The following is a 26,360-nucleotide window of genomic DNA, read 5'->3' as shown; positions in this document are numbered from 1 at the left end:
CGGCGCCACAAGCGCCCGACTCGCCCCGAAAGGACCCCGTGGACACCTCCACTCCTGCTGACTCTGCCGCCGCAAACACGACCGACGCTGCCGTTGACGCTGTCGCTGCTGCCGCTGATGCAACGATCGGCACTGCCGTTGTTCAGCTCTCGCCCGCCGAGCTTCCCACGCCCCTCATCGAGGCTCTCGGTACCGACCGTGCCGCCGAATGGCAACGCGATCGCGAGCCCTATAACCCGCGGGTGTGGATGCTCGACTCCCCCACCGGCAGTGCGGCAGCTCTCACCTCCGGTCGCCCCAATACGCGCTACACGAAGCTCGTTGATCTCTGGGCCGACAGCGATGCTGCCGCCCAGAGTCTTCTCGGCGAACTGATCGCGGCTTCCGCAGAGCGCGGCGATGCCGCCCTCAAGTGGCAGCTCCCGCTCGACGCTGAGCTCCCCGCTTTCGCCGCCGACCTCGGCTTCACCGAACTGCGAACCCCTATCTCCTCTGCCGATGGCACTCAGGGCGTTCGCGGCTTCGTGCTGTGGCACGACGTCTGGCCGCACGAGCAACTGCGCTATTACGGCCAGACCACGCTCTTCACCTGTGGCGCTGTAGCCGCAATGACAGCCCTCAGTCACCTCGGCTTGGAACCCTTCGCCGACACCGAAGACGAGGATGCCCGCGAGCGCGAACTCGCCTTCTGGCGTTCGGCCACCAACTTCCCCGCGTGCGAACCTCTCGGTCTCGCGGTGGCGGTTCACGACGTGATCGCGCAGTCCGCATCCGGCATCAGCCTCGAACTGCACCTCGACACGACCGAGCCGACACTCCTCGAAACCTACGAGGGCGAAGAGCGCACGTTCCGCGAGCAGCTGCAAGAGCAGTCTCGGGCCGAAGCGGCGAGCCGCGGCATCCAGCAGCACACCGCCCCACTGTCGATTGAGCAGATCACCGAACGTGTTGCGGACGGCGAGCTCGCGATTCTGTTGATCGAAGAAGAACCCATGCACGATGCCTCGACTCCACACTGGGTCGTAGCGCACTCGGTGAAGGGCGACACCGTTCTGCTGAACGACCCGTGGATCACGGCCGAGCAGGGCGAGACCTGGGTTGACTCCCACGATCTGCCCGTCTCGATCGCGGTGCTCGACCAGATGGTGGCGTTCGGTGATCCCACTTATCGCGGAGTAATTTTTGTGGCACGCTCGCACTCACTGAGGTGACAATGGGGTGAGGAGCCGCCGTGAGCAACCCGGAGAAGAACCCGGCCGAAGTGCTGTGCGAAACGCAGCCAGCGGCAGGCGTGCAACTACTTGAGCCTCGCGAAGTCCCGCTCGGCGGCCCGCGCGCGATGAACGTGCGGCGCACTCTTCCACAGCGATCACGATCCCTCATCGGCGGGTGGTGCTTCGTCGACCACTACGGACCTGACACAACGCGGATGCTCGTGCCCCCGCATCCGCACACTGGCTTGCAGACGGTCAGTTGGCTCTTCGCTGGCGACATCGAGCACCGCGATAGCGTCGGCAGTCTCGCTGCGGTGCGCCCCGGCGAGCTGAACCTGATGACGGCCGGTAGCGGCATTTCTCACTCCGAAATCTCGCCCGCATCCCCCACGCTGCTGCACGGTGCACAACTGTGGGTCGCGTTGCCGGACGCCCACCGGCACACCGCTCCAAGCTTCGAAAGCGTCGCGCCCACCCCTTTCGATCTTCAGGGCGCAACCGTCAGCGTCTTCATCGGAGAGCTTGCGGGCGTCGCCTCTCCCGCGATGGTCTTCTCGCCACTTCTCGGGGCCCAACTCGACATCCCCGCCGGCACGACCGTGACGCTGCCCATCAATGCCACCTTCGAACACGGCGTGCTCGTGGATGCCGGTGCTGTGACCGTCGCAAATCTTGCGACCCCGCCCGATCACCTGGCCTATCTCGCTCCCGGTGCGACCGAGCTCGTGATCACCGCGTCGACGGATGCGCGGCTCCTGCTGCTCGGAGGTGAGCCGCTGGGCGAATCCATCGTCATGTGGTGGAACTTCATTGGGCGCAGCCACGACGAGATCGTGGAGTTCCGCGCGCAGTGGCAGGCCGATGTGATCAACGGCGGAAACCCCGACGGTCGTTTCGGCACCGTCGTAGGGTGCGACGAAGCACCATTGCCCGCGCCAGAGCTTCCAACCGTGCGACTCAAGCCGCGCGAATAGCTGTGCTGCGGCGACCGCGTTAGAGCGCGCCGCTCGAGTCTTCGCCGCCCAGGGCCGTCGCCCGCACTACGAGCGCCTCATCCGGATGCAGAATCGGCAGAGTGAGTCCAACCGACCCGAGCGCTGTGCCCGACAGTGTGAGTTCGCCGTCGTGCCACCACGCTGGCGCAGTGCCTGGGTAGGTTGCCGCTTCCGCACCCACATCGACGGGGGTGATGCGGTACAGACGGTGCGGGTCAAGCCCGGGCAAACGCCGGGCTGTAGGTACAGAATCGGTGGGGGTGGTGAGGCTGGTCACCCAGTACAGAGCGTCAGTCACAGCGCCGTTGGCATCCTCCGCCACAACCCCGGTGATGATGGGGTCGGCGCTGAGTTCGCTGCGCACTACCCGCCCCGAATGGATGAGACCGCGAAGCGAGCGGTAGACGCTCGCCCAGGTGCGCAACGCATCCTGCTCTTCAACGGTCGTCGTCGTGAGATCCCACTCGATGCCCGAGTGCCCCATGAGCGCGGTCGCGAGACGGAAGCTCAGCGACAGCGAGCGTCCCGAGGTGTGCGCGGGCGAAGACCCCACGTGCGAGCCCAAGTATTCGAACGGCACGAGCAGGTTCGTCCAGCGCATAATCGAGAAACGGTCATGCGCATCGTTGGTGTCGGATGGCCACACTCGCTGCACGCGCTCGAGCACTCCGGCATCCACCCGCGCACCGCCCGAGGCGCACGACTCAATTTCAACGTGCGGGTAGCGCTCGCGCAGCTCATCCATGAGGAGGTACGTTGCCGCGACATGACGATGCACCGAACCACCGAGCAGATCCCGGTTCATGTCCCACTTGAGGTAGCTGATCGCATACTCGTCGAGCAGCGCAGAAATGGCATCCCGCACGTGCTCACGCGCTGCAGGGTTATCAAGATCGAGAACGTGCTGGTTGCGCCATGACTTCGGCAGCGGCCGGTCGTCGTCGCGCAGAATCCATTCCGGATGCTCGCGCGCAAGGTCTGAGTCGAGCGACACCATCTCGGGCTCAACCCACAACCCGAATTGCATCCCGCTGGCTGTCACTCGGTCAACGAGGGGAGCGAGGCCCTCGGGCCATGACGTGGCGTCCACCGTCCAGTCGCCGAGCGCACGCTTGTCGTCGGTGCGGCCGGTCATCCAGCCGTCGTCGAGAACGAAACGCTCAACGCCGACGTCGGCTGCGGCATCCGCGAGCGCGGCCAGCTGCTCGAAGTTATGGTCGAAGTAGACGGCCTCCCACGTGTTGAGAGTGAGCGGGCGCGGTGTCGATGGATGCGCGGGCAGACCACGGAACCAGTCGTGAAAGCGGTCGCTCAGCCCGTCGAGGCCAGCATCCGACCACGCGGCGTAGGCCCACGGCGTTTCGTGCGTGTCATCGGTCGTGAGACGCACTTCGCCGGGAGAGAGAAGCTCGGCGATGCCCACCGTCGTGTAGCCGAGCGCGAGGCGATCAATCCAGACACGGGTATCGCCGCTGGTGCCGGCATGCACCGCCCACACCTCACCGTGGCGGAAACCAAAGCCGGGTGTTCCCGACACCGTGAGGAAGGAATCGTTGTGACCGCGGCGACCATGGCGCGACTCCCGCAGCCAGGTTCCGTAGTCGATGGCGGAGCGCTGGGGTTGGCGTTCGGCCGCCCAGATTCCGCTGAAGTCGAGTCGCTCGCGCGCAACAGGCGGGAGCGGAAGAACAGTGGCCAACGACGACAGCTCGAAAGCCTCGGTGGCGGTGTTGGTCACGCGTGAACGGCTGCGCAGCACTCCGGCGGCAGACAGTTCAAAGTCGATAGTGAGGCTGAGGGCGTGCTCGTCAACCAGGGTGACGCAGATACGTCCAGACTCCGGATGCTCGATGCTCTCGAAGTGCAGCGACGGCCGGCGCACTCGCCCGCCGTCACGATCGTGGCGGCCTTCCAGCCCCGGAAGGCCCGTCCAGCCTTCGGCAAGCAAGGGAACGATGCTCAGCCGGAAAGGTTCGTCGATGGAACTCGGCCCGATGGCACGCTCGCGCGAATCTGCGAGCGCCGCGAGCTGGTCACGGTCAAGTTCTCCGAGGTCTGCACCCCAGTGCGTGATCGACGGCACGCCCGTGCCGCGAGCATCCAGCACGAAGCTGGTACCCGCGGCACGGAGGTGAACGATGTCGTTCGTGTTATTCGTTGACAGCAATCGCGGCAGCCTTCATGGCGTCGATTGTCTTCTGCTGACCGTTGGTCAGGGCCTCCGAGAGGGTGCCCGAACCGGAGATTGCGGCGGAGAATCCGTCAGCAACATCCGTGTAGGTCTGCGTCATGGTCGGGCCCCACGTGAAGTTGGGGTTAACCTCGGCGCCGGCAGCAGCGAACACGTCGTAGATGTTCTGTCCGCCGTAGAAGTCCAGGCCTTCGGAGAATGCGGGCAGGTCGCCACCAGTCTTCGTTGCCGGGTAAATGTTTGCCGTCTTGTTCATGCTCGACAGTGCCTCAGGATCAGTGTTCAACCAGAGTGCGAACTGTGCAGCCTCATAGGGGTGTTCGCTTCCCTTGAGAACTGCGGTGCTCGATCCGCCCCAGTTGCCGGCAGCGGATTCGCCTTCGTTCCACTGCGGCATCTGAGCTACGGCCCAGTTGCCTGCGGTATCAGGAGCACCACTCGTGATGGTGTTTGCTCCCCAGACTGCGGAAACCCAGCTCCAGACGTCACCGGAGTTGTAACCGTTGTTCCACTCGTCGGTCCACGGTGGGAGTACAGCAACGAGGTCCTGGTCGATCAGGTTCTGCCAGTATTCGGCAACCATGATCGATTCGGGCGAGTCGAGGGTTACATCCCACGCTTCGCCGTCGTTCTTGAACCACTGTCCGTCTGCCTGCCAGACGAGACCGGCGAAGGCATTGATGTCGCTCTGCGAGAAGTTGGTGATGTAGCCACCCTCTGCGCGAACGGCCTTGGCTGCCTCTTCGAACTCTGCCCAGGTGGTCGGGATCGCAATTCCTGCGTTCTCGAACAGGTCAGCGCGGTAGAACAGCCCCTCGGGGCCGGTGTCCTGCGGTACTGCGTAGACAGCGTTTTCTTCACCGAATGTGACCTGGCTCCAGGTCCAGTCAATGAACTGGTCCTGAGCATCCAGAACTCCGGCACAATCGGCGATGTTTACGACGCCGTCTTGTACGCGGAAGTTGGGCAGTGCGTCGTATTCGATCTGACCGAGGTCAGGCGCATTGCCGGCTTCGATCTGGTTGAAGAAGTTGTTGTACGTTCCGCCGTTACCGTTCGGTCCAGTCTGAACTTCAACCTGGATGTCGGGGTTGGCTTCATTCCAGATAGCGACGGCGTCTTCCATGCCGGGCAACCAAGTGGTGAAGCTGAGCGTTACGGGTCCATCTGACGGGGCGCACGCGGCGGCGTCAGTGCCACCGTCTGTGCTGGCTCCGGTTGAGCATGCTGAGAGTGCGAGCGCGGAGACGAGCACCAATGCTCCTCCAGCGCGAGCTATGCGATTAGCCATGCGATTACCTTCCTTGCGATTGTGATTGTGGTGTGGTGCGGGGTTTCCCTCGGGGTAAGCCGAGTGGTCGAGAGGGCGACTACTTGATTGCGCCCGTTCCTAGCCCGCTGCGCCAGAAGCGCTGCAGGCTGAGGAAGGCGATGATGAGCGGGATGATCGACAGCAGGGCACCGATGATCACGTACGCCCGAATTTCGGGAATCTGGCTGACTTGGCTGTTCCAGATATAGAGGCCAAGCGTGACGGGGAATAGTTTCTCGTCGCGCAGCATGATGAGCGGCAAGAAGAAGTTGTTCCAGATCGTGACGAATTGGAAGAGGAAAATCGTGACCATTGCCGGCGTCATCAGTCGAGTGGCAACCGTGAAGAAGGTACGCACCTCGCCCGAGCCATCGATGCGAGCAGCTTCAACAAGTTCATCCGGCACGCTCGAGGTCGCATAAATGCGGGCAAGGTACACACCGAACGGGCTCACGATGCTCGGCAAGAACACCGACCAGAACGTGTTCGTTGCTCCCACCTGGCTGAACACCAAGAACAGCGGAAGCGCAAGAGCCGTTGCCGGAACCAGCACGCCACCGAGCACAACGTTGAAGAGGGTTTCGCGGCCGCGGAAGCTGTACTTCGCCAGCGCGTAGCCCATCATCGTGGCGAAGAGTGTTGCGATGGCAGCACCCGCACCGGCGTAGAGCACGCTGTTGAGCATCCAACGGAAGAAGACGCCGTCGCGATAGGCCGCCAGGTTGCCGATGTTCTCGATGAGGTTGAAGTCAGCGAACCACAGCGGTGCGCTCGTGGTGAAGTCGGCGCGGTCTTTCGTTGCCGCAACGAAGAGCCACCAGATCGGCACCAAGAAGTAGAAGGTGCAGATGGCCATGACAAGCATGGCGCCCGCCCGAGAGAACAGGCTTTCGCGAGGACCGTTGTGCTTCTTCACGGGAGTTGTCGTGGCACTCATCAGTCAGCCTTTCGCTGGGTGAACTTGAGCACGGTGAACGAGAGCGCGAAGGTGAAGAGCGCGAGCACGACCGAGAAAGCGGCGGCGAGGTTCACGTTCGGCACCGAGGCTGTCGAGTAAATGAGCAAGTTGGGGGTGAACGTGCTGGTCACGGCCGACGTGAAGCTCTTGAACACTTGAGGTTCAGCGAGCAGCTGCAGCGTTCCGATGATCGAGAAAATGGCGGTGAGCGTAATCGCGGGGGTGATCAGCGGAATCTTGATCGACCACGCGATGCGAGCCTGCGACGCACCATCAAGGCGAGCGGCTTCGTAGATTTCGCTCGGAATCGCGAGCAGCGCCGAGTAGATGATGATCATGTTGTAGCCCACGAACACCCACGTCACGACGTTGGCGATGGCCCACAGCACGAGGTCGGCACCGAGGAAGTTGATTTCGCTCGTGATCGCAGTGAACGGCGACAGCTTGGGCGAGTAGAGGAAGCCCCACATGACCGCCGCGATAACACCGGGAACGGCATACGGTGCGAAGAACGCGAGGCGGAAGAAGCGCTTGCCTCTGACGAGCGGGGAGTCCAGCAGCAGCGCAAGCAACAATGCGAGGCCGAGCATGATCGGCACCTGCACGACACCGAAGGTGAGCACCCGAAGAATGGATGCCCAGAAAGCGTCATCCTGGAACACTCGTGCGTACTGCACGAAGCCACCAAACACCTCCGTGGGCTTGCCAAATGTTCCTTCTCGTTCAACCGTCAGCAGCGACTGATAGATCGCAACCAGGATCGGCAGAATATAGAACAACAAGAACAGCACCGAGAACGGGGCGATAAAGAACAGCACCGCTCCACGGTTCTTCGTGGCTTTGGTAGCGCGGCGAACCTTCTTCGTCACCGCCTTCTTTGGTGTGGCGGGCGTAGCAATGTCTGTAGTCATCGCGTTGCTCCTTCTTCGACAGTCAGGCGGATGACGCGAACGCCACCAGCGGGAACAGCCACCGAACCTGTGACCGTAGTTTCCGTCAACAATTCTGCGCCGTCGGCGGGGAAAGAAATTTCATGCGCGCTGTGGTTAATCACAAAGCGGAAGCGGTCGGTGTCGTTCGAGCGCGTCACCACTTCGACGCCAGCGGGAAGCTCGAGCGCCTCGACGCCAGCCTCGTTAAGTGCGCGGCCCATCAGGTCCGCAAAGCTCGGAGCGTCGAGCGCGGTAGCCACGTACCACGCAGCTCCCGAACCGAAGCGATTGCGAGTGATGGCCGGCCCACCAGGAATGGGGCCGGACGCGAACTCGGCAACGACATCCGCTGTGGTGGGGCGGACGTGCTCAGCCCAGATGCTCGCCTGACCGCCATCGTTCAGCAGCAGACGTGTTTCGGGCTTCACGGGCATGAACTGTTCGGTCCAGACGCCAAGCATGTCGCTGAACGCACCGGGAGGGGTATCGCCGGTGACATCCAGGCGGATGCCGTCGGTTTCGTCCACGATGCCGGAGAAGAACGTGACAACCGCGTTGCCACCGCCCGCAACGTAGTCGCTGATGACGGCCGCACTCGCGTCGTCGACGAGGTAGAGGCTAGGAACGATGACGAGTGTGTAGGCGTCGAGCGCAGCACCGGGTGCGACGATGTCGACCGTGACGCCATTCGCGCTTGCAGCGTTGTAGGCCGCGTGAACCTGCTCGAGGTAGCGCACGGCAGACGATGGCTGCGAGTCGCCTTCTGCCGCCCACCAGGATTCCCAGCTGAAGACGAGTGCAACGGACGCCTCGACCCGAGTGCCCGCGAGAGTCTCGAGGGAGTGGAGTTTCTCACCCAGGTCGAGGGTCTCGCGCCACACAGCAGTGTCAGTACCAGCGTGAGGGAGCAGGGCCGAATGAAATTTCTCGGCGCCCTGTCGCGACGCTCGCCACTGGAAGAAGCAGACGGTGTCTGCTCCCCGAGCAACGTGCGTCAACGTGTTGCGAAGCATTTCACCCGGCTGCTTCGCCAGATTGTGGGGCTGCCAGCTCACAGCGCTGCTGGCCTGCTCCATGAGCATCCACGGCGAACCCTGGGCAAGCCCACGAGTCAGGTCAGCCGCGAACGAGAGTTCATTACTCGGATGCGGCAGCCGGTGATCGAGGTAGTGATCGTTAGCGATGACATCCATTTCGCTCGCCCACTGCCAGTAGTTCTGGCTGCGGATGTGCGCGGTCACCATGAAGTTCGTGGTCACCGGGATGCTGCTCTGAGAGCGCAACAGCGACGCTTCGGCCTTGTAGTAGCCGAGAAGTTCGTCGGAGCTGAAGCGGTTGAAGTCGAGTCGTTGCGCAGGGTTTGCCGACGAGAGCGTGACCCGGGGCGGAAGAACTTCGTTCCAATCGCTGTAGCGCTGGCTCCAGAAGGTCGTGCCCCAGGCGGCGTTGAGGCCATCGATGGTCTCGTAGCGCGACTGCAACCAGACGCGGAACGAGGCAGCGGAGGTGTCGCAGTAGCAGTGCGCGTTGTGGCATCCGAGTTCGTTGGAGACGTGCCACATCGCGAGAGCTGGGTGGCTGCTGTAGCGCTCGGCTACTTTCTCGACAAGGCCTAGAGCTGCCGAGCGGAACTCGGGAGAACTCGGGCACCACCCTTGGCGGCCACCCTGCCAACGGCGGGTGCCGTCGGCCGCGGTGGGCAAGATATCGGGGTGAGCGGTCGTGAGCCACGCGGGAGGCGATGAGGTGCCGGTGCCGAGGTTTACGCGGATGCCGGCCGAGTGCAGCAGATCCATGATCGCGTCGAGGCGAGTGAAGTTGTACTCCCCCGCTCGCGGCTCAATCTCAGCCCAGCCGAAGATGTTGATCGCGACGAGGGTGACCCCGGCCTCACGCATGAGGGCCACATCCTGCTGCCACACTTCTTCGGACCACTGCTCGGGGTTGTAGTCACAACCGAGCACGAGGGAATCGGGTGACCAGCTCGCGACGCGATCTGCGCGGGGTGTGGTCACGCGTGCCTCCTTTGGCGATGGGCGCAGCTGCTGAGTCAGCAGTTCTGCTCACAATTGTTCGGATTCTGTGAACGTGCACAGAACCTGACCCACAAAAATTGGCAACAATCTCTGGGAGCGTTCACAGACTAAGCGAGCCTTATTCGCTCTGTCAAGCATTCGGCGTGTCTGTGAGCGTGAACAGTCCCGCGAAACGGGGCCAGTGCCGCACCCGTGAGAGCGCTAGCATGGGGTTATGGCAACACCTGGGGCACGACCACGCCGCGCGACAATTTTCGACGTAGCGGCCGAGGCCAACGTCTCCCGTGGCACCGTCTCCCGCATGCTCAACGGCGAACCGTACGTTTCTGACTCGGCTCGGGAGGCCATCGAGAAGGCCATCGCCAAAGTCGGCTACGTGCGCAACATGGCGGCTCGCAACCTCGCAACCCAGCGTTCCAAGGCAATCGCGCTCATCGTGCATGAGCCCCACTCGGTCTTTCTCGAAGACCCCAACATCGGCGCGATTCTTCTCGGCACCAACGAACGCCTCTCCGAAGCGGACTACCAACTCGTCTGCCTCATCATCGGTTCCGACCGTGACAGTGCTCGCATTGCCGACTACCTCCGCGGTGGATTCGTCGACGGCGCCGTCATCGTCTCGGCCCGCGAACACGACCCCATTGCCGACGCCATCGCCCACATTGGACTCCCCGCCGTCTTCGTCGGTCACCCCATGAGTGCGCCCGACATGCCCTACGTCGGCATCGACAACCGCGGCGCCGCCCGCGATATCACTCGCGAGCTCCTCTCCACCGGCCGCAAGAAAGTTGGCATGATTGCCGCCGCCCTCGACCGCGACTCCGGTAGCGAACGACTAGCCGGTTTTCGGGATGCCCTGGGCGACCAGTTCGACGAGAACCTGGTTGTCGACTTTCCGCTTTACTCGCGCAACAGCGGCGTTGAGGGAATGAAAGCCCTCCTCGACCGCGCCGGAGACATCGACGGAGTCTTTGCAGCATCCGATGCTCTCGCTGCCGGCGCCATGGATGTGCTGCGCGAACGCGGGCGCTCAGTGCCCGGAGACATCGGCATCGTTGGTTTCGATGACAGCGACTGGGCGATGCGGTGCCAACCCCAACTCACGACAGTGCGTCAGCCAGCCGATCTCTTGGGCCGAGAAGCGGCATCCATGGTGTTAGAACTCGTCAACGGCATCACACCGGAAACTCCCGGTCGCATTCTGCCCACCGAAATCAAACTGCGCGGCTCGGCCTAAAACCCCACCTCTGGTGCTCAGCAGGAAACTACTGCAGCGACCAACTGGTGCCTAGGCGGTCGGTGGTGCCTAGGCGGTCGGTAGTGCCTAGGCGGTCGGTGGTAGCTACGCGGTAGGTGTTGACTCGGCCTGAGCGGCAACCTTGGCACGCTCTTCAGCTTCGATCTTGGCGTAGCTGTCACGTTCGGTGCGGTCAGAACGAATAATGGCCGACATGACGATCCAGAAAATGGCACCAATAGCAATCGTCGGGATGACGGAAAAGATGGCGTTCGACCAGAATTCTTGAGGCACGTTTCTAGCCTAACCGTTGACGAAGGTGACAATGGCGATGAGAACGACAAGTCCCACGAGAGTCACAGTCATGATGAGCCGTGAAGATTTGCGATCCATTACTGCGCCTTCACCATAACGCCGACGAGTCCCGAGATGACCATGAAGAGGCCAGCGCCCGAGACGAGCACCCACAGCGCGATGCGCATGGGGGTGATTGTCGACTTCTTCGGAGACTCAGCCGCATCCGGCGTCTCAGCCGCATCCGGAGTCTCGTGGGGAACTGGATCAGTCATTGTCGTGCCTACTTCACCAGCGGGAACAGAATGGTTTCGCGGATGCCGAGGCCTGTGATGGCCATTAGCAACCGGTCAACGCCGACTCCGATTCCACCGGTCGGCGGCATGCCGTGCTCGAGAGCGCGGATGAAGTCTTCATCGAGGCGCATGGCTTCAACGTCGCCCTGGCTCGCGAGGAGCGCCTGCTCCACGAAGCGTTCGCGCTGAATAACGGGGTCGACGAGCTCGGAATAGCCGGTTGCCAGCTCGAAGCCACGAACGTAGAGGTCCCACTTCTCGACAACACCCTCGATGCTGCGGTGGTCGCGCACGAGCGGGCTCGTGTCGACGGGGAAGTCCATAACGAAGGTCGGGTGGTCAAGGCCCGGCTTCACGTAGTGCTCCCACAGCTCTTCCACGTACTTGCCGTGGGTGGGCTGAGTGACCTCGATGCCAACGGCATCCGCCAACACCTTCAGTTCGTCGGCGGGAGTCTGCGGCGTGACGCTCAGGCCAGCTGCTTCGTTGAGGGAGTCGTACATCGAGATACGCGCCCACTCGCCGCCGAGGTCATACTCGGTGCCGTCGGAGAGAGTGACGAGCGTGGAGCCCGTCACGGCGAGCGCGGAATTCTGCACGAGCTCCTGAGTGAGGTCGGCCATCTGGTTGTAATCGCCGTAGGCCTGGTACGCCTCGACCATCGCGAACTCGGGCGAGTGCGTGGAGTCAGCACCCTCGTTACGGAAGTTGCGGTTGATCTCGAAGGCACGCTCGATGCCACCGACGACGGCACGCTTCAAGAACAGCTCGGGAGCAATGCGTAAGTACAGCTCGGTATCGAATGCGTTGGAGTGCGTGACGAAGGGGCGAGCGGATGCTCCACCGTGCATCGTCTGCAGCATCGGCGTTTCGACTTCGAGGTAGTCGTGCGCGGCGAACGTGGCGCGCAGGCTCGCGTTGACCTTGGCGCGAGCGCGCACCGTGAAGCGGGCCTGGTCGCGAACGATGAGGTCGAGGTAGCGGCTACGAACGCGCTGTTCGTCGCTCAACTCGGAGTGCAGGTTGGGCAGGGGAAGAACGGCCTTGGCCGCAATTTTCCATTCCTTGACCATGACAGAAAGCTCACCGCGGCGGCTGGAAATAACTTCACCGCTCACGAAGAGGTGGTCACCGAGGTCAACAAGTTCTTTCCACAGAGCGAGCGACTCATCGCCCACTTCGCCGAGAGAAACCATGACCTGGATACGCTGGCCGTCACCGGACTGCAGCGAGGCAAAGCACAGCTTGCCCGTGTTGCGGAGGTGCACGATGCGACCCGCGAGACCAACGACGTCGCCGGTGGTGTCATCCGCTTCAAGCGAGGGGTACTTCTCGCGCACGGCCGGAATGCTCGTGGTGATCGCGACGCCGACCGGGTAGGCCTCAGCGCCCGAATCGATGAGTCGCTGACGCTTCTCTAACCGAACGGCTTTTTGCTCAGAAACTTCAGCTTCGGTGGGCTCGGGGGCGTTAGCGGCGTCATTCACGCCCTCAATCGTAGCCGGGATAAGGCAACACTGCCGCGCCCAGAAATGCGCCCGAAAACTAGCCGACGTAGAGTGTCGCGTTGTCGATCAAACGGGTCTCCCCCACGCGTGCAGCGACGAGGGCAGCAGCGGGCCCACGGTACCCATCGGGCACCGGCATGAAGGTGTCGGTGTCAACGACGGTGAAGTAGTCGAGCTCCACACCCGATGCCCCCATGAGTGCACCCTGCGCGGCGGCGATCACGGCGTCAAGGCCGCTGTCGGCGGCCGAGGTTGCCGCGTTCAATGCTGTCGACAGGATGGATGCTGCTTCGCGCTGGTGAGCATCCAAGAACTGGTTGCGGCTGGAGAGGGCGAGGCCGTCTTCTTCGCGCACGGTTTCGATGATCTCGAGCTGCACCGGGATGTTGAGGTCGGTGATCATGCGGCGAACGAGAAAGAGTTGCTGGCCATCTTTCTGGCCAAAGGTGACGAACTGCGGGCTTGTGATGGCGAGCAGCTTGGCGACAACAGTGAGCACACCGTCGAAGTGACCGGGGCGCGTCTTGCCCTCAAACATCGTGCCGATCTGGCCGGCCGAGATCGTGGTGGAGGTTGGCCCCTTTGGGTACATTTCCTCCACGCTGGGAGCGAAGACGTAGGGAACCCCCAGCTCGCCAAGCATGTCGAGGTCGTCATCCATCGTGCGCGGATACTTGTCGAGATCTTCGGTGGCACCGAACTGGGTGGGATTCACAAAGATCGAAACGATGCGCACATCGGCGAGCTCGGCGGCGCGCTCAACATGAGCGAGGTGACCCTGGTGAAGCGCGCCCAGCGTGGGCGTCAAAGCAATGGTGCGGCCAGCGGCGCGCTCGTGCGCAACCACATCGCGCATACCCGCGACGGTCTCAATAACTTGCGGGCGGGGGTGTGAACTCACGAGGGGTCCTCCTGTGAATGGGGCCTCGGCTCGGGGTCGAGCAAGGAAACATCGATGCTAGTCGCTGTTGCACGCGCGAGCGCATTCTCGACCGAGGACCGCAGAAGCGGCCCTAAAACACGCGCGGGGGCATCCACCCCGACGCTGCCGAGCAAATCTAAAGATTGACGGACGATCGCGGCCGAAAAACTGGTGGCGGTACTGACCGCTTCGGCCCACGCAGCACGCTCGTCTTCGGAGATCACGATCGGCTCGGCACCCATCTCCACAACGAGAGCTTGCGCAATCGGCAATACCGGAGTGGGCGCACTGACGGCGCAATAGGTTTCGTGCAGGCGCGTGAGGTCAAGGCTTGTCCCCGTGAACACCATGGCCGGATGCACGGCGAGCGGAATCGCTCCAACAGCAAGCGCCGGCGCCAACGCCTGATAGCCGAGTCCCGGCGCGGTGTGCAGCACGAGTTGCCCCGGTTGCCACACTCCAGCATCGGCGAGACCCTTCGCGAAGGACTCAATCTCGCCCTCGGGAATCGCCAGAATCACAAGCTCGCTGCGTTCAACCAGAGTCGGGACGTCGAGCACGGGAACGTCGGGAAGGATCGCGCTTGCACGCTCAAGGTTGCGCTCTGACGTCGCCGCAATTCCGACGATTGCATGGCCCGCGCCGGCGAGGGCTGCGCCAAGAATCGGGCCGACCTTTCCCGCGCCAATGATGCCGATTCCGAGTCGGCCAGCTGCCTGCGCCATTACGCGTTGTCCTCACGTGGTGTTGGTGCCGGGGAATCGGTGTTCGCACCAGAACTGCGCCAGCGGTGACTCGTGTCGACGCCTGCGGCATGCACAGCCGCGTGCTCTACCTCATCGAAGAAGCGCACAACATCGTTGCGGTCGAGCGCACCGATGGTGGCCGAGATCGGCCCCGCAACAGTGTGAATTCGCAGCTCAGCAAGACCCATGCGGCGCAGCAGCGGACCCTCGTTCATGCTGACGCTCTGCATGCGGGCTTGAGGCACAAGCACGAGGGAACGCCAGATGGCTCCCTTGCGCAGCGCGACGGCATCCGAAATCAGCACGAAACCATTGCGGCGCCAGGAGAACCAGCGCAGCCAGGCCGCCCGCTTGGGCGAGGTGACGTAGTCGTCATCGTGGGCTCCAGCGGCAAGACCGCACTCGAGCAGTTCCCGCGACTTGGCGTCAGCGAGGCTCGGCAGAATGAGTTGCAGCACGCGGTGCACATCGGCCATATCTCCGACCGGGAGCAGCGTTGTCTTGGCGGTTGCGCCGCTTGAGCTTGTTGCTTGCGAGGCCGTGTTGATCTTGATTTCCCACCAGCCGGCAGCGCGCCATAACAGCGGCTGCGATACCTCAACCGCGTGAATGCGGCCGGGCGGGAGCGTCTCATTGGTCGTCGACAACAGGCCATAACCGACACGGATGCCGTCATCCGTTGCCGCGATGGAGTACCGAAGCGAGCGCGTCAGTCTGGATGCCAAATAACCGCCGAGACCGAGAAAGCCCGGGAGGAGCGCAAAGATCCAGCCGTAGTCGCCAGTAACGATGATCGTCGTGATGATGCCGATGCCCACCAGAATCGCGATGATGGTCGCTTCGCTGAGCACGAGAGAACCGATGAGCCGCGGGATGCTGATGCGCACGATCGACTCTGGCGGCGCGGCTTGGGGGTCGAGCTCTGGGGCCAAGAATTCGTTGACGCGCGACTCCACCACACCCGTGACACCGGTCGGGGCTTGTGCGGCTGCATCGGCCGCTGCTTCAGCCGCGCGAGTGCCCGAGGCGAGCTGCAAGATCGCGACTCGTAAATCGTCGGCGCCAGCGGAGCCGAGATAGGCCAGCTCAACGTTGGCGTCTTGACCTGCCACATTCACTTCGAGCTTGGCGGCCCCAAACAGGCGTGCCAAGAATGGCCGCGAAATATTGATGCCCTGGATGCGATCAAGTCGTCCACGACGGTTGGTGCGGAACAGGATGCCGCTGCGCACCTCAACAAGCTCGTCCGTGATGCGGAAGGTGTGCATCCGCCACGACAGATAAAAACCACCGACGCTCAGAATCAGGATGACGAGCACGGCGAGAATCGCCAAAATGATCAGGCTTGACTCTGCAAAACGCTCCAAGAAACGCAGTTCTCGGCTGCCGCCGCCAAAAATGGTGTCGAGAAAGACGTCGCGGGCGTTGACGATGATGACACCGATGATTGCCACGAACGCGATGCCGCCGCGCAAGAACGGCGTTGCCGGGTGCAGTCGATGCCACTCACCGTCGGCAAGGCGACGAGCGCTCTCGGGCACCGTGAGCGCCACGGCGGGAGCAGCAGGCTCGGCAGTGTTCAGGTTCGCAGGTTCAGTTGCGTTCACGGACTCCAGCGGTTCCACTGGCTCGCGAGGCTCCAGCGGTTCTCGAGGCTCCAGCGGCTCGGCGGGCTCGCGCGGGTCGCTCACAGTCCGGCCCTGCGGCTTTCGGCAAGGGCGACGAGCGTGTCTCTCAACTCCTCAGCATCCTGCTCGGGCAGGCCGGGGATGACGACTCCGGCGGATGCCGCTGCCGTCACAAATTTGAGTTCGCTGAGGCCGACGGCGCGATCGAGGGGTCCGCGGTTGATGTCGACGAGCTGCATGCGGCCATAGGGCACGGCAACCACGCGGCGGAACATCAGTCCGCGGCGAAAGACCAGATCATCCTCACGCAGCATGTAGCCGATTGCCCGCACGCGTCGCGGGGTGAGGGCGATGTTGATGATGAAAATGATGCCAAGCGAAACGGGGATCACGGCAAGCCACTGAATCCCGGTCAGAACGGTGGGAATCGAGGTGGCGACGGTGAGCACGATGCCCGTAATCAGCAGCCCGACCGCTTCCACGATCGTGTACTTGCGGGAGACGCCGCGCCACTCGGCGCCGGGGAGATCGAGTCGCTCGGTCACGCTGCTCCTTGGGGGTCCATCGGGTTCCGCGACGACGGGTCGTCATCATCAGGCGGGATGGTGCACAAATATTCCGCAACCAATCCTGCGATCAGCAACACTATCGCGCCAGCCGAAACGACGAAGCTCGTGCCGATGGCACCGGTTTCGGGAGAAACGGTGCGACTCAGCAGGTAGACCGCGATGCCGAGGGCGGTTCCGCCAAGGAGAGCCCCGGCAAAGCTCGATGCTTTCGCGAGCACGACAACGCGCAGCGCGAAGAAGGGATTCACGCGTTCTTTGCGCAGCCCGCGTGATGAGCGGTAAATGGGCACTGCCAGCACGACCACGATCACGGCGATCAAGAAGAGCGACACCGCCAAGGCGACCGAGGGGGTCACAATCGGGTTTCCGGATGCCGTCAACAACACTTCGAGCAGCCAGCCGACGGCTGCTCCCGCCGCGGCAATGGTGACCAAGTGCACGGCTGACGTGCGGGCTACCACAGGGGTTCCGCCTCACACTCGGTAGCGTCGTTCTCGATGCCGGCAAGGGCGTCAGCCGCGCTTCCGATTCCGGCGAGGTGCGCGTGGGGGTCGAGCTGCAGCAGCGGCACGAGCACGAACGATCGTTCGGCGGCCCGAGGATGCGGAATCGTCAGAAGTTCGTCATCCACTTGCAGGTGCGCGAAAGAAATGATGTCGATGTCGAGCGTGCGATCGCCCCAGCGTTCGTCGCGCACGCGACCATGCTCAGCCTCGACGCGCTGCAGCTCAGCGAGGAGGGCGTGGGGCTCCAGCGAACTGCGCGCTAACACGACCGCGTTGAGATACGCGGGAGCAGAGTGGTCGATGCCGGAGAGTTTCAAAGCCGGCGTTTGCACAATGCTGGAGGCGGCATCCACGGTCACACCGTCGATGCGGTTGATGGCGTGCACGGCGTGGCGCAGGGTGGTTTCGCGGTCGCCAAGATTGCTGCCGATGGCAAGCATCACCGGCAACTCGACGTGCAGTCGTTGCTGTCGCATCACGGCAGCGGCTGCGGTTCTGCGCTGAAGCCGGCGGTCTGGGCGCGGGCTGGACGCTGACGAGTGATGGTGACCGAGACATCGGTGAACGGCACAGTGATAGGTGCTTCTGGTTTGTGGAGCGTGATCTTGGTGCTCACGGCGGCCTCGTGTGCGAGCACTACAGCGGCGATGCGTTCGGCAACCGTCTCGATGAGATCGACCGGGTTGCTCTCGACGGCGGCGACGATCTCTTCGGCCAAGACGCCGTAGTGAATGGTGCGGTCAAGGTCGTCGGTGCGGGCAGCGGCTGCAAAGTCGAGATACACGGTCGCGTCGATCACGAAGACTTGACCATCGCGACGCTCGTGGTCGAAGACGCCATGAAAGGCGGTGGCGCGCAAGCCGGTGAGGGTGATTTCGTCCAGTGCGGGATTCATCGTTTCTTGCCCTTCTGCATAGCTCGATACACGGAAAGTGCAATGTGCGTGGACGGAACATCGTGCACCCGAACGGCCCACATGCCCGCCTCGGCGGCGACATTGCTGATCACTGCGGTAGCCAGGTCGCGTTCGGCTGGCGGCGCATCGGCCGGAAGCATTTTTGCGAGAAAGCGTTTGCGTGACGCCCCGATCAGCACCGGATGCCCCAGCGACGCAATCTCGTCGATACGCGCGAGCAGCGCCCAGTTGTGGCGGGCGTCTTTGGCAAAGCCGAGGCCAGGATCGAGCACCACCCGATTGGGCTTCACTCCCCACACCATCATTTCTGCCAGACGCGCCTTCAGCTCGCTGCGCACGTCGTCCACCACGTCGTCATAGTGCGCGAGTTGCCCCATCGTGGTGCTGTGCCCACGCCAGTGCATCGCAATATAAAGCAGATCTGTTTCGGCAACGGTGCGGTACATCTCGGGGTCAGCAAGCCCACCAGAGACATCGTTGATGATGGATGCTCCCGCATTCGCCGCGGCCAGTGCCGTCTCGGCATTCATAGTGTCGATGCTCACGGTCACGCCTTCAGCCGTGAGCGCCTTGATCACCGGGATTACCCGCTGCTGCTCCGCCGCGGCTGAGACCCGTTCGGCACCGGGGCGAGTCGATTCGCCACCGACATCGACGACATCCGCGCCTTGGTTGCGCAGTTCGATGCCTCGCGCAATGGCGGCGTCCACATGTTCGAACTGGCCGCCGTCGCTAAAAGAATCAGGCGTGACATTGAGGATGCCCATGATTTGGGGAACCGCCACGCGAGGGTTTCTACGCATCGCCACCTCGGCCGATGAGCGCCATCACTTCAGCGCGTTCCACTGGATCACTGAGAACTCCACGAGACGCCAAAGTCACAGTGGAGCTGGCGGTCTGGCGGGGTCCGCGAGCCGAAACACAGCCGTGAACGGCATCAATAACAACGAGCACTCCACGCGGCGACAGCCCCGTGTTGATCGCGTCGGTGATCTCCTCGGTCAGTCGCTCCTGCAGTTGCGCGCGCGCGGCAATCGTCTCCACGACCCGCGCAATATTGCCTAGGCCGATGATGCGCTCATCCGGGACGTAGGCGACATGCGCGACGCCCAAGAACGGCAACAGGTGATGCTCACACATGGACCGAAACTCGATGTCACGCACGAGCACCAGCTCGCCCGTCTGATCCGCCTTAGCGGTGAACTCGATGCTGTCGGAGAGGTGCACGAGAGGGTCGATCGTGTTGCCTGCGAAGAACTCGGAGTACGCCTCGGCAACCCGACGCGGGGTGGCGGTGAGGCCTGCCCGCTTTGGGTCTTCGCCGACGGCATCCAGAATCTCGGCTACCGCAGCTTCAATGCGTGCGAGGTCGATCGACATGGCGCCCTAGGCCGTTGCTACCCCGGGCGACTTGCGTGGCCGTGGGGTGCGTGCCGGCTTCGAAGGGGTGCTTTCGTCGCTGTCGCTTGCGTCAGCCTTCGGCACCTTCTTCTTGGGAACCTTGATGGGAGGCAACTGCGACACCGGGCGCGCGTCGCTCGAGAGCCACTGAGGACGCTCGGGAAGCTTGGCGATTCCCTTGAAGATCTTGTCGAGCTCGACGTGGTCGAGGGTCTCTTTCTCCATCAACTCGAGGGCGATCTTGTCGAGCACCTTGCGGTTCTCGTTGAGCATCTGCCATGCCTCGTCGTGAGCTTTCTCGATCAGCAGTCGAACTTCTTCGTCAATGATCTTGGCGAGCTCTTCGGAGTATTCGCGGCTCGAACTCATGTCGCGACCCATGAAGGGTTCGCTTGAGGCACTGCCCAGCTTCACGGAACCGATTCGGGCACTCATGCCGTATTCGGTGACCATGCGGCGAGCAATCGAGGTGGCCTTCTCGATGTCGTTGGATGCCCCGGTCGTCGGGTCGTGGAACACGATTTCTTCCGCAACACGACCACCCATCGCGTAGGCGAGCTGATCGAGCAGCTCGTTACGCGAAACGGAGTACTTGTCTTCGAGCGGCATCACCATCGTGTAGCCGAGCGCACGACCGCGAGGAAGAATGGTGATCTTCGTGACGGGGTCGGTGTTGCGCATCGAGGCAGCAGCCACCGCGTGACCGCCCTCGTGGTAGGCCGTGACGAGCTTCTCTTTGTCGTTCATGAGGCGCGAACGACGCTGCGGGCCGGCCATGACACGGTCAACGGCCTCGTCGAGAGCACGGTTGTCGATGAGCTGCGCGTTGGAGCGCGCGGTCAGCAAGGCTGCTTCGTTGAGCACGTTCGCCAGGTCAGCACCGGTGAAGCCGGGCGTCTTGCGAGCGAGCACTTCGAGGTCAACGCCCTCGGCCATGGGCTTGCCCTTGGCGTGCACTTCGAGAATCTGCTTGCGACCGATCTTGTCGGGAGCATCCACACCAATCTGACGGTCGAAACGACCAGGGCGCAGAAGCGCGGGGTCGAGAACGTCAGGGCGGTTCGTTGCGGCGATGAGGATCACGTTGGCGTTCACGTCGAAGCCATCCATCTCGACCAGCAACTGGTTGAGAGTCTGCTCGCGCTCATCGTTACCGCCACCGATTCCGGCACCACGGTGACGACCAACAGCATCGATCTCGTCGATGAAGATGATTGCGGGAGCATTCTGCTTGGCCTGCTCGAAGAGGTCGCGAACACGGCTTGCACCGACACCCACGAACATTTCGACGAAGTCAGAACCAGAGATTGTGTAGAACGGCACGCCAGCTTCACCCGCGGTGGCCTTGGCCAGCAGGGTCTTACCGGTTCCGGGAGGGCCGTACAGCAGTACGCCCTTCGGGATGCGGGCGCCAACAGCCAAGAACTTGGCCGGTTCTTTCAGGAAGTCTTTGATTTCTTCGAGCTCTTCGATGGCCTCGTCAGCACCAGCGACATCCGCAAAAGTGGCCTGCGGGGTGTCTTTACCCACGAGCTTGGCCTTCGACTTGCCGAACTGCATGACCTTGCCGCCGCCACCCTGCATGCGGCTGAAGATGAAGAAGAAGATGATGCCGATGATGAGGAACGGCAGCATGATCGAGAGGAAGGAGACGAAGAAGTTCTCCTGCGGAACCTGGTCGTTGAACTCCTTGACGTCGGCGCCGTTGACAGCAGAAACGATCTCGGTGCCACGCGGCGCTACGTAGTAGAACTGCACCTTCGTGCCGTTGTCGCCGTCGGCCTTGGAGAGCTCAAGGTCAACGCGCTGCTCACCGTCAATGATGGTGGCTGATGACACCGTCGATCCCTGAAGAAGGTCGAGGCCCTCTTGAGTGGTGATCTCTTTGTAGCCCTCGCCGAGGAGAAGGCTCGCGGCGATCGAGACGGCGGCGATACCGATGATGATGTACGGAACGGGGCCGCGGAAAATGCGCTTAAAATTCATGATGTTCCGGGTCGGGTGACCCAGTGCCTCTCTCTGAAGAAACGTGCTGCAAGGTTACCGTTATCGCGCTGCAAGACCACTGCATGTTTGCCCTCGGCGTAATGCGTTCCGAGCGGGCTCGCTGCGGCTAGCGACTTTCGGTTGTCACCGCGAAGGTTTGCACGCGGGGTGGCAGTTCGGGGCTCATCAAAATGTGGCACTTGATGCGACCGCGTTCGCCGTCGATCGTCCAGTTGGTCACGGCAGGAGTGTCGCTGAGGGTGCGCGGTACTTCGGTCAGCGGCGCACCGGTGAGCGGCCCCACCTCAGCAATCGCTTTCGCAATGCCAGCGATGCGCTCTTCCCACGGAACATCGAGCGCCAAGTTCACGGCGGCAAGCGCATCCGCGGTGGGGGTATCCCACTCGCGAACGAGGCCATCAAACACGTCGCGAGCGGCCAGAGTTTCGGGCCAGGCCGGAGCTGGCGTCGTCAGCTCGCCGTACGCATTCAACGCAGCCTGCAAAGCCTGAGTTGCCGGGATCGAGGATGCCGCAAACGTGCCATTCTCGAACGCCACAATGCCGAGGCCGGTTGGGGCGTGCCAGCGCATGTGGGCACTCACGCCGGGGTAACCGCCCGAGTGCGACACGATCTTCGTCGTGCCCTCATCGATGAACAGGCCGTAGCCATAACCGTGCGCTGTCGGCTCGGAAAACTCGGCAGCCTTCGACATGCCCTCGGGCACTGCGCGCTGAATCTGCTGCAGTTCGCGGCGGCTGGCGGCAGACAGCGGTCCCTCTGAGGTGTCCTCGGGGTCGAGGGCACCAGCGAGCCACAGCGACCAGCGCACCAGGTCGGTCGCGCTGGAAAACAAACCGCCCATGGAAGAAAAGACTCCGGGCCCGGTGAACGGCTGAACCTGCCACTGCCCATTGGCGAGCCGGTAGCCGAGGGCGACATCGGCATCCGGGTCCTCCTCGAAGCGGGTCGAGGTGAGGCCAAGGGGTTCGAGAATTTCGGCAGCAACGGCCTCGATGTAGGGGCGGCCCGTAATCTCGGCGATGACTTCACCCAGCAGGGCATAGCCGAGGTTCGAGTACTCAAAGCGAGTGCCTGGCGTACTCGAATAGCGGATGCCCGCCGCCATGAACTCGTCGAGCTCGGCCCGCGTCATCTCCTCCACGCGGTCACCCCACGGGTTATCGGTGGGGAACCCCGCCGACATCGTCATGAGCTGGCGCACGCTCGGCGTCACGGGAGCAGCCGCGGGCTCGAGCGCCGTGAATGCCGGAACAAAGTCAGTGATCGGCGCATCGAGATTCAGCTGGCCACGATCGCGCAGCATCAGCAGCATCGTGCACGTGAAACTCTTCGTGCACGACGCGATGCGGAACACGGTGTCGCGATCGGGAGCGGTGCCCTCGCCGAGAACCTTCTCGCCGTAGCCACCCTCCAGCACGATCCCATCCGGCCCAAATACCGCGAAAAACGTGCCGGGGGTTTTCTGCTCGGTTACCCGATTCTCAAACAGTCCAACAATCTCGTCGGTCGCCTGATCGATTGCTGCCTTCGCCCTCATTCAGCGACCCCTAGGCGTAGACGTGAGGTGCGAGCACTGCGACGCCGCGCAAGTTGCGGTACTTCTCCGCGTAGTCGAGGCCGTAGCCGATCACGAACGCGTTGGGGATGTCGAAGCCGACGTACTTGACATCTACTTCGACCTTGGCGGCATCCGGCTTGCGCAGCAGGGTGCAGATCTCCACGGAGGCAGCACCGCGGCTGCGCAGGTTGCCAAGCAACCAGGAGAGCGTGAGGCCTGAGTCGATGATGTCTTCAACGATGAGTACCTTGCGGCCCTCAAGGTCGCTGTCGAGGTCTTTGAGGATGCGAACGACACCCGAGGACTGCGTGCCGGCGCCATACGAGGAGACGGCCATCCAGTCCATCTCGATCGGCAGGTTGAGTTCACGTGCGAGGTCAGCCATCACCATGACAGCACCGCGCAGCACACCGACCAGCAGCAGCTTCTCGCCGGCATAGTCGGCCTCGATCTGACGCGCCATCACGGCGATCTTTTCGTGGATCTCTTCCTGGGTCAGAAGGACCTCGCTGAGGTCTCCTTCGACATCGCTAAACTGCATCGCGTTCCTCACTGTGGGCCGAAAAGTGGAGAAGGTTCTCTCGTCGTTCAACCCTAACGCCGGGAACGTCGATCGGTCCCTGCCCCCTCCAGTCGGTGACGAGGCGCGCGATCTCCAGAGTGTGGGTGCGACTGAGCGAGACATGGAACTCGCTTGCCACCGCCAACCTAATCAAACGCTGGCGTAGAGCGGCCGGATTCGCCGCAAGCGCGCGCACCGGCAACGAGATTCCCGCCTCCGAAATCTCGGCCAAATCTTCCGCGATTTCTTCTGCAAAATGGTCGAGCGCTTCGGCATCTTCGCGCGCTTGGTCTGCCGTTCGCACTAAAGCGTCGCGGATGCCGGGGCCCAGTTCGCTTTCCAGCAGCGGCAAAATGGTCTGCCGCACCCGCACTCGCGTGTACGAGGTATCGAGGTTGTGCGGGTCATTCCACGCCGCGATTCCGGAGTCTTCGCAGCACTGAACGGTCGTGGTTCGCGGCACTGCCAGCAGCGGCCGTATGTACTGGCCAGTGTCGGCTGCCATCCCTTTGAGGCTGCCAGCCCCGCTGCCGCGGGCAAGGCCAAGCAGCACGGTTTCGGCCTGATCGTCGAGGGTGTGGCCGAGCAGCACCCGGATGGCGCCATGCTCGGCGGCGGCTTCGGCTAGCGCCGCGTAGCGCGCGTCCCGGGCGGCAGACTCGGGGCCTCCGGCGTCACCGACGAGAACCGAGCGGATGTCGACGGGGTCAAGCCCGAGGTCGCGAGCCTGCTGTGCGGCGGCGGCGGCGACATCCGCTGACCCGTCTTGAAGGTTGTGATTCACGATCACGGCACCGGCTCGCATGCCGACCTTGGACGCTTCGAAGGCCGTCGCTGCCGCCAGCGCGAGCGAGTCGGGACCACCGCTGAGGGCGACAAGAACGAGCGGTTCTGAGCCGGCAGGTGCCGCCGCGGAACCCGCGGACACCGGTAATGAGCTCAACGCAGCGCGCACAGCACGCCGTACATCAGCAATTGCGGGCGTAAGACGGGGGCGTCTGTCGGAGTGCATCCAGTAACGTTATTGCAGCAACCCCATAATTTTCTTAGGAGCACCTAGATGGCCGCATACGACGTTGTCGTTGAGATTCCGCGCGGAAGCCGGAACAAGTACGAAGTTGATCACGTAACTGGTCGCGTTTTTCTTGACCGTTACCTGTTCACGACCTTCGCCTATCCCACCGACTATGGCTTCTTCGAGAACACTCTCGGCCTCGACGGTGACCCCGTCGACGCGCTGATTCTGCTCGACGCCCCGACCTTCCCCGGTGTGGGCATCTCGGTTCGCCCGGTTGCCGTGCTCAACATGAGCGACGATGGCGGCATCGACTCCAAGGTCATTTGCGTTCAGGCGAAAGACCCGCGCTGGTCACACATTCAGGACCTGAACGATGTTCCTGAGTTCACGCGCAAGGAGATCGAGCACTTCTTCGAGCACTACAAAGACCTCGAGCCCGGCAAGTGGGTCAAGATCGACGGTTGGGGCGACGCAGCAGAAGCTGACGCAATCGTTCAGGCTGGCTTCGAGAAGCTCAAGGCCGAAGGCCACTAGGCAGCACTAATCACTTCTCGCGCGCCGTACTCAGGTACCGTGCGCGTGACCCCGATGGCGGATGCTCAGGCATCCGCCATCGGCGTTTAACGGGTTAGCGCGGCTTAGCGTCCGGTGAACTCATCGCCTGGTGGGCTCAGCGCCCGGTGAACTCATCGCCCCGTGAACTCATCCATCGAGCTGTAGACCTTGAAGACTCGCCCTGCCACAAAATCCCAAGCGCGCGTCGGCAGCAGGCCTTTGAGCCCGCGAGCGAGCCCCACCGTCCACGGCTTCATGAGTAGCGGCTTGCCGCGGAGCATTGCCGACCACGCTGCCGAGGTCGCGATCTCGGGAGTCATGATGGGGGTCAACAGCGGCCCCCGCACGCCGGCGAACATCCCGGTGCTGATGTAGCTGGGCGCAAAAGTGGTCACCGCAATATGGGCGTGGCCCGCTTTGTTCAGTTCAAGCCGCAGCGAATCGCTCCACCCGATCATGGCCCACTTGGATGCCGCGTAGACACTCATATTTGGATTCGAGAGCGTTCCTGCTGCCGACGCGATATTCAGGATGCGGCTCGGCTCCCCACCTTCGATCATCGCCGGGAGCAGCTCGCGCGACAGGTACATAGCCGCGAGAGTGTTGATCTGCATGGTCGCTTCGATATCGCGAACCGCGTCGTGCTCCCAGAAGTAGCCACTGCGCACAATGCCCGCGTTGTTGATGAGCACGTGGGGGGTTCCCACTTCGGTGCGGATGCGTTCGGCGACAGACTCGATCGCGGTGCGTGACGAGAGATCGACAACGTAACTGGTGACGGAACCGCCCGCAGCACTCAGAGCGGCTGCTGCGACATCCAGAGCCGTGGCATCGACGTCGAGCAGCACTACTTTCGCGGCACCCTCAGCGACAGCGCGCTGAGCATAGATCTCGCCCATTCCGCGGGCAGCGCCCGTAATCACAACAACGAGTCCGGCAACTGAGTGCATGGCGTGCTCCCTCTGCCAGAGACGTCGTTGCCTCAAGCCTGTGCTC

The 26,360-nt window shown here is 62.7% G+C and carries 26 protein-coding genes; 4 read left to right on the top strand and 22 right to left on the bottom strand.

Annotated elements, in window-relative coordinates:
• Positions 1 to 38: 38 nt before the first annotated feature.
• Both I6E73_RS14730 and I6E73_RS03110 read left to right on the top strand, forming a co-directional pair.
• Entirely contained in the window at positions 39 to 1,211 is a 1,173-nt protein-coding gene (locus I6E73_RS14730; protein ID WP_307784208.1) for a peptidase C39 family protein, read from the top strand.
• A gap of 20 nt (positions 1,212 to 1,231) precedes the next feature.
• The gene (locus I6E73_RS03110; RefSeq protein ID WP_197123061.1) at positions 1,232 to 2,188 is read left to right on the top strand and encodes a pirin family protein; all 957 of its coding nucleotides are present in this window, start codon (positions 1,232 to 1,234) and stop codon (positions 2,186 to 2,188) included.
• A gap of 19 nt (positions 2,189 to 2,207) precedes the next feature.
• On the opposite strand, the gene I6E73_RS03105 is transcribed toward I6E73_RS03110, so the two are convergent.
• From I6E73_RS03105 to I6E73_RS03085, 5 genes are all read right to left on the bottom strand, one after another.
• Entirely contained in the window at positions 2,208 to 4,376 is a 2,169-nt protein-coding gene (locus I6E73_RS03105; protein ID WP_197123058.1) for an alpha-galactosidase, read from the bottom strand.
• A complete protein-coding gene (locus I6E73_RS03100; RefSeq protein ID WP_197123056.1) occupies positions 4,360 to 5,691 on the bottom strand; it encodes an ABC transporter substrate-binding protein in 1,332 nt (443 codons plus the stop codon). Before I6E73_RS03100 ends, I6E73_RS03105 begins: the two co-directional genes overlap by 17 nt.
• A 79-nt stretch (positions 5,692 to 5,770) precedes the next feature.
• Complete coding sequence (locus tag I6E73_RS03095) at positions 5,771 to 6,649, bottom strand: carbohydrate ABC transporter permease (protein WP_197106559.1); 879 nt, start codon at positions 6,647 to 6,649, stop codon at positions 5,771 to 5,773.
• Positions 6,649 to 7,581, bottom strand: coding sequence for a carbohydrate ABC transporter permease (locus I6E73_RS03090; protein WP_197123054.1), 933 nt, complete (start codon positions 7,579 to 7,581; stop codon positions 6,649 to 6,651). Before I6E73_RS03090 ends, I6E73_RS03095 begins: the two co-directional genes overlap by 1 nt.
• Positions 7,578 to 9,617, bottom strand: coding sequence for a beta-galactosidase (locus tag I6E73_RS03085; protein ID WP_197123052.1), 2,040 nt, complete (start codon positions 9,615 to 9,617; stop codon positions 7,578 to 7,580). Before I6E73_RS03085 ends, I6E73_RS03090 begins: the two co-directional genes overlap by 4 nt.
• Before the next feature lie 235 nt (positions 9,618 to 9,852).
• On the opposite strand from I6E73_RS03085, the gene I6E73_RS03080 reads away from it, so the two are divergent.
• Positions 9,853 to 10,875: a LacI family DNA-binding transcriptional regulator gene (locus I6E73_RS03080; protein WP_197106562.1), complete on the top strand. Its 1,023-nt coding sequence runs from the start codon at positions 9,853 to 9,855 to the stop codon at positions 10,873 to 10,875.
• A 105-nt stretch (positions 10,876 to 10,980) separates the two neighbouring features.
• Here the strand turns inward: I6E73_RS03080 and I6E73_RS03075 are convergent, their stop codons facing one another.
• From I6E73_RS03075 to tilS, 16 genes are all read right to left on the bottom strand, one after another.
• A complete protein-coding gene (locus tag I6E73_RS03075) occupies positions 10,981 to 11,169 on the bottom strand; it encodes a hypothetical protein (RefSeq protein WP_197106563.1) in 189 nt (62 codons plus the stop codon).
• A gap of 98 nt (positions 11,170 to 11,267) precedes the next feature.
• The gene (locus tag I6E73_RS03070) at positions 11,268 to 11,444 is read right to left on the bottom strand and encodes a hypothetical protein (protein WP_197123050.1); all 177 of its coding nucleotides are present in this window, start codon (positions 11,442 to 11,444) and stop codon (positions 11,268 to 11,270) included.
• An 8-nt stretch (positions 11,445 to 11,452) separates the two neighbouring features.
• Positions 11,453 to 12,952: a lysine--tRNA ligase gene (gene lysS, locus I6E73_RS03065; RefSeq protein ID WP_197106565.1), complete on the bottom strand. Its 1,500-nt coding sequence runs from the start codon at positions 12,950 to 12,952 to the stop codon at positions 11,453 to 11,455.
• A gap of 58 nt (positions 12,953 to 13,010) precedes the next feature.
• On the bottom strand, positions 13,011 to 13,874 hold the full coding sequence (gene panC, locus I6E73_RS03060) for a pantoate--beta-alanine ligase (protein WP_197106566.1): 864 nt from the start codon (positions 13,872 to 13,874) through the stop codon (positions 13,011 to 13,013).
• On the bottom strand, positions 13,871 to 14,620 hold the full coding sequence (locus tag I6E73_RS03055) for a Rossmann-like and DUF2520 domain-containing protein (RefSeq protein ID WP_197123048.1): 750 nt from the start codon (positions 14,618 to 14,620) through the stop codon (positions 13,871 to 13,873). Before I6E73_RS03055 ends, panC begins: the two co-directional genes overlap by 4 nt.
• Positions 14,620 to 16,332 (bottom strand): PH domain-containing protein, encoded by a 1,713-nt coding sequence (locus tag I6E73_RS03050; RefSeq protein WP_307784207.1) that lies wholly within the window; start codon positions 16,330 to 16,332, stop codon positions 14,620 to 14,622. The genes I6E73_RS03055 and I6E73_RS03050 overlap by 1 nt, the downstream gene beginning before the upstream one ends.
• Positions 16,329 to 16,814 carry a PH domain-containing protein gene (locus tag I6E73_RS14725; RefSeq protein ID WP_197123046.1) on the bottom strand — a complete coding sequence of 162 codons (486 nt, stop codon included), beginning with the start codon at positions 16,812 to 16,814 and terminating at the stop codon, positions 16,329 to 16,331. Before I6E73_RS14725 ends, I6E73_RS03050 begins: the two co-directional genes overlap by 4 nt.
• Entirely contained in the window at positions 16,811 to 17,299 is a 489-nt protein-coding gene (locus I6E73_RS03040; RefSeq protein WP_197123036.1) for a DUF3180 domain-containing protein, read from the bottom strand. Before I6E73_RS03040 ends, I6E73_RS14725 begins: the two co-directional genes overlap by 4 nt.
• A complete protein-coding gene (folK, locus tag I6E73_RS03035; protein ID WP_231600531.1) occupies positions 17,293 to 17,820 on the bottom strand; it encodes a 2-amino-4-hydroxy-6-hydroxymethyldihydropteridine diphosphokinase in 528 nt (175 codons plus the stop codon). The genes I6E73_RS03040 and folK overlap by 7 nt, the downstream gene beginning before the upstream one ends.
• Positions 17,820 to 18,239, bottom strand: coding sequence for a dihydroneopterin aldolase (gene folB, locus I6E73_RS03030; protein WP_197123032.1), 420 nt, complete (start codon positions 18,237 to 18,239; stop codon positions 17,820 to 17,822). Before folB ends, folK begins: the two co-directional genes overlap by 1 nt.
• A complete protein-coding gene (gene folP / locus I6E73_RS03025) occupies positions 18,236 to 19,045 on the bottom strand; it encodes a dihydropteroate synthase (RefSeq protein ID WP_307784206.1) in 810 nt (269 codons plus the stop codon). The genes folB and folP overlap by 4 nt, the downstream gene beginning before the upstream one ends.
• A 10-nt stretch (positions 19,046 to 19,055) precedes the next feature.
• Positions 19,056 to 19,640 carry a GTP cyclohydrolase I FolE gene (gene folE, locus I6E73_RS03020; RefSeq protein ID WP_197123031.1) on the bottom strand — a complete coding sequence of 195 codons (585 nt, stop codon included), beginning with the start codon at positions 19,638 to 19,640 and terminating at the stop codon, positions 19,056 to 19,058.
• Between the two features lie 6 nt (positions 19,641 to 19,646).
• Positions 19,647 to 21,647 (bottom strand): ATP-dependent zinc metalloprotease FtsH, encoded by a 2,001-nt coding sequence (gene ftsH, locus I6E73_RS03015; protein ID WP_197106570.1) that lies wholly within the window; start codon positions 21,645 to 21,647, stop codon positions 19,647 to 19,649.
• A 127-nt stretch (positions 21,648 to 21,774) separates the two neighbouring features.
• Positions 21,775 to 23,208 carry a serine hydrolase gene (locus I6E73_RS03010; protein ID WP_197123029.1) on the bottom strand — a complete coding sequence of 478 codons (1,434 nt, stop codon included), beginning with the start codon at positions 23,206 to 23,208 and terminating at the stop codon, positions 21,775 to 21,777.
• A gap of 10 nt (positions 23,209 to 23,218) precedes the next feature.
• Positions 23,219 to 23,770 carry a hypoxanthine phosphoribosyltransferase gene (gene hpt / locus I6E73_RS03005; protein WP_197109408.1) on the bottom strand — a complete coding sequence of 184 codons (552 nt, stop codon included), beginning with the start codon at positions 23,768 to 23,770 and terminating at the stop codon, positions 23,219 to 23,221.
• On the bottom strand, positions 23,760 to 24,803 hold the full coding sequence (tilS, locus tag I6E73_RS03000) for a tRNA lysidine(34) synthetase TilS (RefSeq protein WP_197123027.1): 1,044 nt from the start codon (positions 24,801 to 24,803) through the stop codon (positions 23,760 to 23,762). Before tilS ends, hpt begins: the two co-directional genes overlap by 11 nt.
• 48 nt (positions 24,804 to 24,851) lie before the next feature.
• On the opposite strand from tilS, the gene I6E73_RS02995 reads away from it, so the two are divergent.
• A complete protein-coding gene (locus I6E73_RS02995; RefSeq protein ID WP_197123019.1) occupies positions 24,852 to 25,343 on the top strand; it encodes an inorganic diphosphatase in 492 nt (163 codons plus the stop codon).
• Between the two features lie 152 nt (positions 25,344 to 25,495).
• On the opposite strand, the gene I6E73_RS02990 is transcribed toward I6E73_RS02995, so the two are convergent.
• Positions 25,496 to 26,314, bottom strand: a complete 819-nt coding sequence (locus I6E73_RS02990) for an SDR family NAD(P)-dependent oxidoreductase (protein ID WP_197123017.1) — start codon at positions 26,312 to 26,314, stop codon at positions 25,496 to 25,498.
• Between the last annotated feature and the right edge of the window lie 46 nt (positions 26,315 to 26,360).

The organism is Salinibacterium sp. SWN248 (assembly GCF_015864575.1).
In the GTDB taxonomy this organism is placed as follows: domain Bacteria; phylum Actinomycetota; class Actinomycetes; order Actinomycetales; family Microbacteriaceae; genus Rhodoglobus.
This window is presented reverse-complemented; position numbering and strand designations above follow the sequence as displayed.

Coding starts and splice junctions, on each gene's coding strand:
- I6E73_RS03055 (WP_197123048.1), bottom strand. CDS start 14,620: ATGGCGCAGGCAGCTGGCCGACTCGGAATCGGCATCATTGGCGCGGGA.
- folE (WP_197123031.1), bottom strand. CDS start 19,640: ATGTCGATCGACCTCGCACGCATTGAAGCTGCGGTAGCCGAGATTCTG.
- I6E73_RS03090 (WP_197123054.1), bottom strand. CDS start 7,581: ATGACTACAGACATTGCTACGCCCGCCACACCAAAGAAGGCGGTGACG.
- I6E73_RS03095 (WP_197106559.1), bottom strand. CDS start 6,649: ATGAGTGCCACGACAACTCCCGTGAAGAAGCACAACGGTCCTCGCGAA.
- tilS (WP_197123027.1), bottom strand. CDS start 24,803: ATGCACTCCGACAGACGCCCCCGTCTTACGCCCGCAATTGCTGATGTA.
- folK (WP_231600531.1), bottom strand. CDS start 17,820: ATGCGACAGCAACGACTGCACGTCGAGTTGCCGGTGATGCTTGCCATC.
- ftsH (WP_197106570.1), bottom strand. CDS start 21,647: ATGAATTTTAAGCGCATTTTCCGCGGCCCCGTTCCGTACATCATCATC.
- I6E73_RS02990 (WP_197123017.1), bottom strand. CDS start 26,314: ATGCACTCAGTTGCCGGACTCGTTGTTGTGATTACGGGCGCTGCCCGC.
- hpt (WP_197109408.1), bottom strand. CDS start 23,770: ATGCAGTTTAGCGATGTCGAAGGAGACCTCAGCGAGGTCCTTCTGACC.
- I6E73_RS03080 (WP_197106562.1), top strand. CDS start 9,853: ATGGCAACACCTGGGGCACGACCACGCCGCGCGACAATTTTCGACGTA.
- I6E73_RS02995 (WP_197123019.1), top strand. CDS start 24,852: ATGGCCGCATACGACGTTGTCGTTGAGATTCCGCGCGGAAGCCGGAAC.
- I6E73_RS03100 (WP_197123056.1), bottom strand. CDS start 5,691: ATGGCTAATCGCATAGCTCGCGCTGGAGGAGCATTGGTGCTCGTCTCC.
- folB (WP_197123032.1), bottom strand. CDS start 18,239: ATGAATCCCGCACTGGACGAAATCACCCTCACCGGCTTGCGCGCCACC.
- I6E73_RS03070 (WP_197123050.1), bottom strand. CDS start 11,444: ATGACTGATCCAGTTCCCCACGAGACTCCGGATGCGGCTGAGACGCCG.
- I6E73_RS03010 (WP_197123029.1), bottom strand. CDS start 23,208: ATGAGGGCGAAGGCAGCAATCGATCAGGCGACCGACGAGATTGTTGGA.